A 9809-nucleotide genomic window follows, 5' to 3' on the forward strand; every position below is an offset into this window, starting at 1 on the left:
CGGCCCCCGCCCGGCCTGGCCGACCTGTGCTCTCACTCACCTTCGGTGGGCATTTGGTCGCCAGGCCGGGTGAGGGGTGAAACGATCCGCCGGTATCGGACGATCAGACACATAGCGGCGACTAGGCTGTGGTCGAAGGTTGACCGCACACGGTCGCCGCCGGGCCCTCGTAGCTCAGCTGGATAGAGCAAGAGCCTTCTAATCTCTAGGTCGCAGGTTCGAGTCCTGCCGGGGGCACAGAACACCAGCGCACAGGCTCGGACCACCCCCTCCGCCGAAGGGGGTCAGTCCACAAACCGTCCAGAAGCGGTCCGCCTCACCCGCGTCGAGCGCATCCACGCCTTCGGTGACACCGCCTACCGCGTCGAGGTTGACGGCGAGTTCCTCGGCTGGGTCGGGGACTACCGGCCGTGCACAACCCGAGCGGCGAGGACGGCGCCGCCCAGTGGGAGGCCGACGGGCACCGCTCCCGCAAGGTCGCCGTGGACGCGCTGCTCGCCCAGGCGGTGGCCCGGTGAACCTGGTCGCCCGGTGGCTGCACAGCCCCGCCCGCGAGCGTCGCACCCGGGTCGACATCGCCGCCCGCATCGTCGCGTGGCCCGTGATCGCCGCCAGCCTGGTGATGATGGCGATCGGCTGGACCCGGCCCGAGATCCTCGACGACGGCGAGCGCCCGGTGCAGACGGGGCGCATGGAGGCCGCCTTGCCGGCCTGCGACTGGCAGACGGAGTACGAGCACACCCTGGCCGGGCTCGACGAGGACGGCTCCCGCTGGTCGCTGCGCACCGGGGCCGGCGGGAGACGTGGCACGGGCGCATGTGGGCCGAGCCGCTGCTGGTGATCCTCAACCGTGACGCGATCGACTGCGACGAGGTGCGCGACGTGGTGCTGCACGAGTGGATCCACCTCCAGCAGGCCCGCACCCACAACACGTGGGACGCGGTGCAGGCCGCCTACGGCGGGCAGCAGCAGGCCGAGATCGTCGCCGACTGCGGAGCGCGGCTACTCGGGTCGGAGCTGACCCCGTACCTCGACGAGGCGGGGCGCGGCTGCACCGCCGCCGAGCTCGACCACGCGCGGGCGCTCACCCAGCGCCAAGCCTCGTAACGCTCACCGTCCAGCAACGACCCGGACACGCCAGCTAACGAGCCGGTGATTCACGAAGAACTGGGGAAGGACCCCTGGAAGGAGAACACCTGTGAAGAACTTGAAGGCTGCCGCGGCTGTCGCCGCACTCACACTGCTTGCCGCGTGCTCCCCGCCCGACTCGGACGCGGACAGTTCGGGCGACGCGCCGAGCCTTCCCGCGACCGCCGCCCCCTCGACCGCGCCGGAGCAGGACGACGGTCCGGAGACGAACGAGCGCGGCCATCTCGTGAAGGAGCTGGGCGAGGAAGCCGGGGTGTACCCCCGGGGCGAAGGGCCGGATTCGCCGGGCGGCGTCACGTTCGCCATCGACAAGGTCGAGGTCGACCCGGCATGTCACGAGTTCGGCCAGGCGCCCGACGAGGGGCACACGCTGGTGCTGCACATGCGGGTCGCGACCGGTGACGACCGCGAGTTGGCGCAGCAGGCTTCCGGCGTGCTCAACCCGTTCAACTTCGCCGAGATCGGCGACGACGGGATCACGCGCCCGGCGCAGGTCGGTATGTGCACCGACCCGGCCCGCGGGCTACCTAACAACTTCGGCATGAACCAGCAGTACACAGGCGTGATCGAAATCGTCGTGCCGCAGGCCAGCGGCACGGTCGCGCTGACGACGCCCGTACCCAACGCCGGCGGCTGGGAGTGGACCTACTGACGGACACGCCCGCCGCTCCCATGACCCGCCGGGTCGGGGCTGACGCGCCTTCGGCCCGGCGCCAGTGAAGACCATCGAACGCAAGGAGAAAACCTTGGACACCACCGCCACCCAGCAGCGCAACGGGTTCGGGATTACCGCCCTGTGCCTGGCGATCGCCGGACTCGTGTTCGGGCTCGTTCCTCTGACCGGGTTCATCGCCGTCATCCTCGGCGCCCTGGCCCTTCTGTTTGGCTTGCTCGGCCTGGGGCGCGTGCGCCGCAGGGAGGCCACGAACAAGAAGATGGCCATCACTGCGTCCATCCTCGGCGCGGGTGCGCTCGCCCTGGGCGTGTGGGGTGTGACGATCGTGTTCAACACGGTCGAGGAGGTCGACAAGGAGTTCCAGCAGATCGAGCAGGAGATGCAGAACGAGTTCGGCCAGATCGAACAGGGCAGATGAGGGGCTGATCGCATGTCGAAGACACCGGACGGTCGGCAGGTCTACGTCTGCCCACGTGCGGCGGGAAGGGCACGCAGCAGCAGCCGCGGGCGGGTAGGAAGGGCAAGACCGAGTACGAGACCGTCGACTGTCGCACCTGTGACGGCAGCGGTCAGATCGTAAGAGGTCCGGTGTGAGCGACGAGGACGGCCAGGTGCGCGCGGTGTGCACCGGCTGCGGCGGCGACGGGCAGGTCGCCGAGCCCGAGCTCGCCGTGTTGAACGGCGTGGGGCAGACGGTGCTCACGCTGCGGCGGTGCCGCTGGTGCGACGGCGAGGGCCGCCGGCCGATGCACCCGCCGCTCTAAACCAGCTTTCACGCAGCTCTGACCGAGACACGAAGAGGCCCCCCGGCACCACGATCGGTGCCGGGGGCCTTTTGCATGCATGCTCACCAGCATGCCAGTTGGCATGCTCACTCGCGGCGGGCGACGAACGTCCCGGTGATGAGCTTGGTGTGGACCAGGCCGCGTTGCCGGAGGGTCGCCAGCGCGCGGCGGGCCGTGCCGAGCGACACGCCCCACACGTCCCCCGCCTCCCGTTCGGCGGGCAACCGCAACCCGGGCGCCGGCTCGCCGGACTCGATCAGCGACTGAGCTGAACACCGGCACACGCCCGTGCCGTGGTCACCGGTTTCGCGACCACCTGTGCGGCGTCGACGACGAGCGACGTGGCGTACGCCCCCAGCACCGTGAAGCCGAGAACGTCGTCGCCCGGTGCGAGCCCGGTGACGCCGGGCCCCACACGGAGGAGCCCGGGTCTCGCGGATGCACTGGGTGGCGAGCGGGTATCTGCTCGCACTGGCCGCGGTCGTGCCGACGATGGCGTGGCTGGTGCACCGGCTCGGTGTGCGCACGGTATGGCCGCCCCGACGGACCGACGACTGATCCGCGTGCGTCCCGGTCCTCCGCCCGCGGGAGGGCATCACAGCCCCCCGCCCCACCCCTGCCAGTCTTCGTCACAGTCGGGGAGAAGATAATACGACTTTCCCGCGCGGAAACGGTATCTCGCCCCCGCAGCATCCCGGTAGTCCACCTCAATATGTTCCACTCCTGCGTGACGATTCTCGGCCCGCAGCCCGACAACCAGCCACCACGTCTCCCCCGGCTCGATGACCGCCCCCTCGGCCGGAATCCGTTGATCCCAGGCCGGGCCGGTGTTCACCTCCGACTCCGGCGGATACGCCGCACCACTGGCCGTCCCGTTCTCCGGCGTGAGAACCGCATCGACGAGCCGCATCCCCCGCGCTCCCACCAGCGACACACCGGTGATCGTCACCGGAACCCGCCCCTGCTCGTGCATCAGAGGCCCGACATTCCCGGCGAAGGTCTCCCTCTCGTCCGCGAAAGGCGCGCATACGGCGCCGGACGGTTCGTCCGGGAAGTGTCCGAGAGGACGATCGAGGTACACCCGATCAGAGCAACCGCTGACGGCGAGCAACACTGCCATCAATACGACTCCACACGACGCACACCGCGCCCGTATCACGAGGTTAGCACTCCATCATTTCCAATTCATCGAACCTTGTCATACTCCGAAAGGTCTTTTGTGCCCTTCGTTTTGTGGGTCATGCGTCGGGCCAGGGATTGCGACAGTCCGGAAGGTGAAACCGTGACGTTCCGGTACGGGCACGGTACGGGGTGCCATCCGAATCCCGGTGGTCCAACCGGAACCGTTCGACTTCCGCGCGGCGGATCTCGGCCCGCAGTCCGATGACGAACCACCACGTCTCCACCGGCTCAATCGTCGCTCCTTCAGCGGGAACACGCCGCTCCCGGGTGGGTCTTGCACTACGAGGACACCGGAATCATTGGGGGAAGAAGGGTCAGCCTGTGTCCCGCACACTGCGCGCCCGCCCGACATAAACTCGAACTCGTGAGCGGCTGACTGGGAGAATCCGGTGCGGGTCGACAGGTTGAACCCGTTGTAACGGCCCTGCCGGGGAAACTGGATCTCGCTGCTCGGATATCGGTCGACGGTGTGACTCGCGCTGGAGCCGTATCCCGAGTCGACCGCGACCCCGCTGGTGTCGGCGTTGACGCGGTGGATGAGTCTTGCCCACACACACCGGTGGTCTTGACGAAGATGGCGCCCACGTTGGTCCACTGTGTGCCGAGATTCTCGTCGTACCGGGCGGTGTGGCCACCAAAGGTGGCATCCTGGGGCGCGGCGGCTGCTTGCTCCTCGGTCTGCAACGACTCCCGCTAACTCATCGGGGTCAGCTCCAGGTCGGCGTTCGCCGGCAGGCTCGACTTGCGGTCCTCTCCGGCCAGAGCCGCTTCGGCTCCCGCACCGCCCGTGGCCTCGTCCGGGGACAGACTGGCCTCCTCCACGGCCGTCCCGTCGGCGGTCGTGGCCCTGAGGCTGACATCCATCGTCCGCCCGTCCCGGGCGAACCGGGACAGGTCGATGTCCGGATCGACGCGCATCTCGTAGGTGCCGTCCGCGTCGGTGGTGGTGCGGCCGACCGGGGTGAGGTCGAAGGTGTCTCCCTCCTCCAGAGCGGCCATCTTCTCGCTGTCGGGGTAGGCCAGCACCTCCACGGTGGCATCCGCGGCCGGGGTGTCGCCGTCGGAGCGGGTGACCGTGCCCGCGGTCACCACCGGGGTGTTCAGGTCGCGGGCGTCGGTGAGCGCGGCCGACTCCGGCGACGGCTCCTCGGAACAGGCAGCGGTCGGAAGCAGGCCCAGCGTCATCACCGTGACCGCGCCGCAGGCGAGACGGGATCGTGTTCGTTTCGCGTAGATGGGTTTCCCTCTCCGGGCAGGCGCGCCATACCTCGCAGCATCCGGTCCCCAGTCGCTGTCAGTAACAGATCGTGACGCTACGGACGGCCCCGGCGACGCGCAACCATCGATCGTTGCTCCCGCCCGGGCCGCATCGGAAGGCCCCCGACCTCGGGGCCACCCTGAGCAACTTCCTGAAAGATTCTGCAAACTCTTGCACGCGCCCCGTCCCGCTGGCTACGGTTCGCTGCCGATCCCGGTCTCAGCGAGGAGAGCGCATGAAACGGATTAACAGCATCGCGGCGCTGGCCGCGGCCACCACACTCGTCGCCACCGCGTGCGGTGGCGGAGGTGCGAGCGACGCCGAGGCGCGGGTGGCCGAGGCGGTCGAGCAGGCCCGGCAGGACCCGCAGTCCGTGTCCGGCACGGTGACCTGGTGGGACACCTCGGACGCGACCAACGAGGCTCCCGCGTTCCAGGAACTGGTCTCCCGGTTCGAGGACGAGTACCCGAACATCGACGTCGAGTACGTCAACGTCCCGTTCGACGGCGCCGACGACAAGTTCAAGACCGCGGCGCAGAGCGGGGACGGCGCACCCGACGTGATGCGGGCCGACGTGGGCTGGACCCCCACGTTCGCCGCGCTCGGCTACCTGCAGCCGCTGGACGACACCCCGGCACTGTCCGGTTCCGATGATTACCTCTCGGTGCCGAAGGAAAGCAACGTCTACGAGGGACAGACGTACGGCGTTCCGGAGGTCACCGACACGCTCGGACTGCTCTACAACAAGGAACACTTCGAGCGCGCGGGCGTCGAAAAGCCACCGCAGACCTGGAGCGAACTGCACGAGACCGCGGAGAAGCTGGAATCCGAGATCGACGGCACGACCGGGTTCTTCGTCAACGCCGACTCGTACTTCCTGCTGCCGTTCGTCTACGGGCAGGGCGGCGACTACGTGGACATGGACGCCGAGAAGATCACCATCGACAGTCCCGAGGTGACCGCCGCGGTCGAGACCGCACAGGGCCTCACCGTCGACGGCGTCGGGACCACCGACACCAGTGCGAACAAGTACACGAACATGCAGAACGGCTTCAAGGACGGGTCGGTCAGCATGATCCTGAACGGCCCCTGGTCGGTGTCCGACGTGCTGTCCGGCGACGCCTTCTCCGACGCCGACAACCTCGGCGTCGCCCCGGTGCCCGCCGGTCCCGAGGGGCAGGGCGGCCCGGTCGGCGGGCACAACCTCACGATCTACGCCGGCACGCCCGACCTGGCCGCGTCGCTGCTGTTCGTCGAGTACCTCAACTCCGCCGAGAGCCAGGCGTACGTGGCCGAACAGAACAACACGCTGCCGACCCGCAAGTCGGTCTACGAGCGGCCCGAGGTGGCCGGGAACGAGGTGATCTCCGCCTTCGCCGATCCGGTCGAGCAGGCCGTGCCGCGGCCGCCCGCGCCGGGCGCCGGTGACCTCTACGACCTGTTCACGCCGTACTACGAGCGGATCCTCGGCGGCGACGCCTCCATCGCCGACGGGCTCGCCGAGGCACAGCGGGAGGCGGCCGGCGCGGTTCCGGGCTTCGAGTCATGACCTCGACGGTCACCAGTCCCCCGACCGGGGCGGCGCCGGCGCCGGCGCCGCCCCGGCGGCGGGGACGCCGGCTGTTCACCCGGCACTGGTACGCCTGGGCGATGGTGGCCCCGGTGGTCGCCGTGCTGGCCGTGCTGGTGCTCTACCCGTTGGCGCAGGGCATCCACCTGTCCCTGACCAACGCCAACGAGATGAACAGTGCCCGCACCATCGGGGCCAACGAGATCCCGGCGACGTACGACTTCGTCGGGCTGGACAATTACGTCGACATCCTCTCCGGCGCCGAGGGCACCTTCTACCCGAGACTGGTGTGGACTCTCGTGTGGACGGTCACCTGCGTGGTGCTGCACTACTCGATCGGCCTCGGGCTGGCGATGCTGCTCAACCGTGCGCTGCGCGGGCGCGGCCTGTACCGGATGCTGCTGATCCTGCCGTGGGCGGTGCCGCCGTTCGTGGCGGCGTTCGGCTGGCGGCTGATCCTCAACGACTCCGGCGGCGTGCTCAACGCCGTGCTGACCACGGTGGGCATCCCCGGGGTGGACTGGCTGGGACAGCCGTTCGCGGCGAAGGTCTCGGTCATCCTGGTCAACGTCTGGCTCGGGGTGCCGTTCATGATGGTCGCCCTGCTCGGCGGGTTGCAGACCGTGCCGCACGACCTCTACGAGGCGGCCGAGGTGGACGGCGCCTCACCGTGGCAGCGCTTCCGCGCCGTCACCCTGCCGGGGCTGCGGCCGGTGTCCGGCACGGTGATCCTGCTCGGCACGATCTGGACGTTCAACCAGTTCCCGGTGATCGCGATGCTCACCGGCGGTGGCCCGGGCGGAGCCACGAACATCCTGGTCACCGAGGCCTACGACCGGGCGTTCCAGGGTATCCGCGACTACGCCGGCGCGGCGACGTACGGCGCGATCATCGCCTCGATGCTCGTCGTGTTCGCGTTCTTCTACCGCCGCTGGCTGGACCGGCAGACGAGTGGGGTGGGCACATGAGCACTCCCGACACGCTGACCCGCCGCGCCCCGACACGGGGACGGCACACCCGCGGCCGAGGCGCCTCCACGGCACTGCACACGACGCTGGTCGCGGCGAGCGTGGTGGCGGTGTTCCCGGTGGCCTGGGTGGCCCTGACCTCCCTGAAGACCGACCGCGGCACCTGGACCCGACCCGGCGAGCTCGGCCCGCTCGGGCTGGACAACTACGCGCAGGTGCTCACCGAGACCCGGTTCGGCGTCTGGTTCGCCAACTCGCTGATCGTGGCCGCGGCGACCACGGTGGTGGCCGTGCTCATCTCCGCCACCGCGGGCTACGCCGCCTCCCGGATGCGGTTCCCGGGCCAGCGCCCGCTGATGTGGAGCTTCCTGATCACCCAGATGTTCCCGGCGGCGGTGCTGATCGTCCCGCTCTACAACGTGCTGTCCGGCCTGGGGCTGCTCAACTCCTACACCGGGCTGGTGCTCGCGGGCTGCACCGTCTCGGTGCCGTACTGCGCGTGGATGCTGAAGGGCTACTTCGACACCATCCCGGTCGCGATCGACGAGTCCGGCCGGGTCGACGGGCTGAGCCCGTTCGGCACGTTCTGGCGGCTGATCGTGCCGCTGTCCCGGCCGGGCATCGCGGTGACGGTGTTCTACTCGTTCGTCACGGCCTGGGGCGAGGTCGCATTCGCGAGCGTGTTCATGCAGAGCGAGGACCGCTACACGCTCCCCATCGGGATGGCGACCTTCGTCAGCGACTTCAAGGCCGAGTGGGGGCTGCTCACCGCGGCCTCGGTGCTCGTGCTGCTGCCGTCGGCGATCGTGTTCTTCCTCGTCCAACGTCATCTCGTCGCCGGTCTGACGGCGGGCGGGGTCAAGAGCTGAAAGGGAATTCCATGGGCAACGACTGGTGGCGCACGGCGGCGATCTACCAGATCTACGTGCGCAGCTTCGCCGACTCGGACGGCGACGGGGTCGGCGACCTCGGTGGCGTGCGGAACCGGCTGGACCACCTGGCCGACCTCGGGGTGGACGCGCTGTGGCTGACGCCGTTCTACTCCTCCCCGATGGCCGACGGCGGCTACGACGTGGCCGACTACCGCGCGGTGGACCCGCTGTTCGGCGACCTCGCCGACGCCGAGGCGCTGATCGCCGAGGCGCACGGGCGGGGGCTGCGGGTGATCGTGGACGTGGTGCCGAACCACACGTCGTCGCGGCACCCGTGGTTCGTCGAGGCGCTGGCCGCGGAGCGCGGCTCGGCCGCGCGGCAGCGCTACGTGTTCCGCGAGGGGCGCGACGGCGGGCCCCCGAACGACTGGGAGTCGATGTTCGGCGGACCGGCGTGGACGCAGGTGCCGGACGGGCAGTGGTACCTGCACCTGTTCGACCCGGCCCAGCCGGACCTGAACTGGCAGCACCCCGACGTGCACGCCGAGTTCGAGGACATCCTGCGGTTCTGGCTCGACCGGGGGGTGGACGGGTTCCGCATCGACGTCGCCCACGGCCTGGTCAAGGCGGACGGGCTGCCGGACGTGGGCCGCACCGACCAGGCGGGGCTGCTGACCACGCGTGAGCTGCCGTTCTTCGACCAGGACGGGGTGCACGACATCTACCGGGAGTGGCGCAAGATCCTCGACTCCTACCCCGGGGAGCGGATCGCCGTCGCCGAGGCCTGGGTACCCAGCGCCGACCGGCTGGCCCGGTACCTGCGCGCCGACGAACTGCACCAGGCGTTCAACTTCCACTACGTGGAGACGGACTGGTCGGCGGCGGCCTTCCGGGAGGTCATCGACGCGTCGCTGGCCGCGGTCGCCGATGTGGACGCGCCGACGACGTGGGTGCTGTCCAACCACGACGTCCAGCGGCACGTCACCCGGTACGGCGGCGGGGAACGCGGGCTCGCCCGGGCCCGCGCGGCCGCGCTGCTGACCTTCGCGCTGCCCGGGTCGGTGTACGTGTACCAGGGGGAGGAACTGGGCCTGCCGGAGGTCACCGACCTGCCCGACGAGGTGCTCACCGACCCGGTGTGGGAGCGCTCCGGGCACACCGACCGGGGCCGGGACGGCTGCCGGGTGCCGCTGCCCTGGTCCGGGACGGCTCCGCCGTTCGGCTTCGGCGGCCCTGCCTGGCTGCCGCAGCCCGCGGACTGGTCCGCCTACACCGTCGAGGCGCAGGAGGGCGACCCGGACTCGACGCTGACGCTGTACCGGCGGGCCCTGGCACTGCGCCGGGAGCTG

The 9809-nt window shown here is 69.8% G+C and carries 12 protein-coding genes and 1 tRNA gene; 10 read left to right on the forward strand and 3 right to left on the reverse strand.

Annotated features, from left to right (window positions below; genetic code table 11):
- The first annotated feature begins 163 nt into the window (after positions 1-163).
- From SACPADRAFT_RS0212590 to SACPADRAFT_RS32825, 6 genes are all read left to right on the forward strand, one after another.
- Positions 164-237 (forward strand) — tRNA-Arg (locus SACPADRAFT_RS0212590).
- Positions 238-514: 277 nt separating this feature from the next.
- A complete protein-coding gene (locus tag SACPADRAFT_RS0212600) occupies positions 515-841 on the forward strand; it encodes a hypothetical protein (RefSeq protein WP_007025173.1) in 327 nt (108 codons plus the stop codon).
- Positions 817-1107: a hypothetical protein gene (locus SACPADRAFT_RS0212605; protein ID WP_007025174.1), complete on the forward strand. Its 291-nt coding sequence runs from the start codon at positions 817-819 to the stop codon at positions 1105-1107. The genes SACPADRAFT_RS0212600 and SACPADRAFT_RS0212605 overlap by 25 nt, the downstream gene beginning before the upstream one ends.
- 91 nt (positions 1108-1198) lie before the next feature.
- Positions 1199-1801 carry a hypothetical protein gene (locus SACPADRAFT_RS0212610; RefSeq protein WP_007025175.1) on the forward strand — a complete coding sequence of 201 codons (603 nt, stop codon included), beginning with the start codon at positions 1199-1201 and terminating at the stop codon, positions 1799-1801.
- Positions 1802-1895: 94 nt separating this feature from the next.
- Positions 1896-2243: a hypothetical protein gene (locus tag SACPADRAFT_RS0212615; protein ID WP_028662430.1), complete on the forward strand. Its 348-nt coding sequence runs from the start codon at positions 1896-1898 to the stop codon at positions 2241-2243.
- A gap of 172 nt (positions 2244-2415) precedes the next feature.
- The gene (locus tag SACPADRAFT_RS32825) at positions 2416-2589 is read left to right on the forward strand and encodes a hypothetical protein (protein ID WP_007025177.1); all 174 of its coding nucleotides are present in this window, start codon (positions 2416-2418) and stop codon (positions 2587-2589) included.
- Between the two features lie 107 nt (positions 2590-2696).
- Here the strand turns inward: SACPADRAFT_RS32825 and SACPADRAFT_RS30555 are convergent, their stop codons facing one another.
- The 3 genes from SACPADRAFT_RS30555 to SACPADRAFT_RS0212650 all read right to left on the reverse strand — a co-directional run bounded on the left by SACPADRAFT_RS30555 (position 2697) and on the right by SACPADRAFT_RS0212650 (position 4977).
- Positions 2697-2894, reverse strand: coding sequence for a GntR family transcriptional regulator (locus SACPADRAFT_RS30555; RefSeq protein WP_007025178.1), 198 nt, complete (start codon positions 2892-2894; stop codon positions 2697-2699).
- 311 nt (positions 2895-3205) lie between these two features.
- Positions 3206-3730 carry a hypothetical protein gene (locus SACPADRAFT_RS0212640; protein WP_007025180.1) on the reverse strand — a complete coding sequence of 175 codons (525 nt, stop codon included), beginning with the start codon at positions 3728-3730 and terminating at the stop codon, positions 3206-3208.
- A gap of 755 nt (positions 3731-4485) precedes the next feature.
- Entirely contained in the window at positions 4486-4977 is a 492-nt protein-coding gene (locus SACPADRAFT_RS0212650; RefSeq protein ID WP_007025181.1) for a hypothetical protein, read from the reverse strand.
- A 308-nt stretch (positions 4978-5285) separates the two neighbouring features.
- Here SACPADRAFT_RS0212650 and SACPADRAFT_RS0212655 point away from each other — a divergent pair, with 308 nt between their 5' ends.
- The 4 genes from SACPADRAFT_RS0212655 to SACPADRAFT_RS27400 all read left to right on the forward strand — a co-directional run.
- Positions 5286-6599 carry an extracellular solute-binding protein gene (locus tag SACPADRAFT_RS0212655; RefSeq protein ID WP_007025182.1) on the forward strand — a complete coding sequence of 438 codons (1314 nt, stop codon included), beginning with the start codon at positions 5286-5288 and terminating at the stop codon, positions 6597-6599.
- On the forward strand, positions 6596-7588 hold the full coding sequence (locus SACPADRAFT_RS0212660; RefSeq protein ID WP_007025183.1) for a carbohydrate ABC transporter permease: 993 nt from the start codon (positions 6596-6598) through the stop codon (positions 7586-7588). The genes SACPADRAFT_RS0212655 and SACPADRAFT_RS0212660 overlap by 4 nt, the downstream gene beginning before the upstream one ends.
- Positions 7585-8457, forward strand: coding sequence for a sugar ABC transporter permease (locus SACPADRAFT_RS0212665; RefSeq protein WP_007025184.1), 873 nt, complete (start codon positions 7585-7587; stop codon positions 8455-8457). Before SACPADRAFT_RS0212660 ends, SACPADRAFT_RS0212665 begins: the two co-directional genes overlap by 4 nt.
- 11 nt (positions 8458-8468) lie before the next feature.
- Positions 8469-9809: glycoside hydrolase family 13 protein (locus SACPADRAFT_RS27400; protein ID WP_040924290.1), on the forward strand; the 1341-nt coding region annotated here is incomplete at its 3' end.

This window comes from Saccharomonospora iraqiensis subsp. paurometabolica YIM 90007 (assembly GCF_000231035.2).
GTDB classification, from domain to species: domain Bacteria; phylum Actinomycetota; class Actinomycetes; order Mycobacteriales; family Pseudonocardiaceae; genus Saccharomonospora; species Saccharomonospora paurometabolica.